The sequence below is a fragment of the Rhodococcus sp. PAE-6 genome, assembly GCF_025290685.1.
In the GTDB taxonomy this organism is placed as follows: Bacteria; Actinomycetota; Actinomycetes; order Mycobacteriales; family Mycobacteriaceae; genus Rhodococcus; species Rhodococcus pyridinivorans.
Genome location: NZ_JAOCLZ010000141.1, coordinates 1 through 265, shown reverse-complemented (window position 1 = coordinate 265; position 265 = coordinate 1). Strand labels below are relative to the sequence as shown.

Sequence of the window (265 nt, the reverse complement as noted above, 5' to 3'; positions counted from 1 at the left end):
CGGAACCGCCCGCAACGGCGAGCCGGTCTATCTCAAGGACATCTGGCCGACCAATGACGAGGTTCGGGCGCTCATCGACGCGCATGTCCATTCCGACCTGTTCCGCGCCCGCTACGCCGACGTGTTCCGCGGCGACGAACGCTGGCGCGGCATCGAGGTGACCGGCAGCGACACGTACAGCTGGCCGTCGGGCTCCACCTACATCGCCAATCCGCCCTACTTCGAGGGCATGACCATGACTCCGCGGCCGATCGAGGACATCCAG

Annotated in this window: 1 protein-coding gene; it reads left to right on the top strand. The window is 66.4% G+C overall.

Annotation, left to right across the window (positions count from 1 at the left end; all coding sequences use genetic code 11):
- Nucleotides 1-265, top strand: a 265-nt coding sequence (locus NVV99_RS26555) for a hypothetical protein (RefSeq protein ID WP_260783306.1), incomplete at both ends; no start/stop codon positions are given.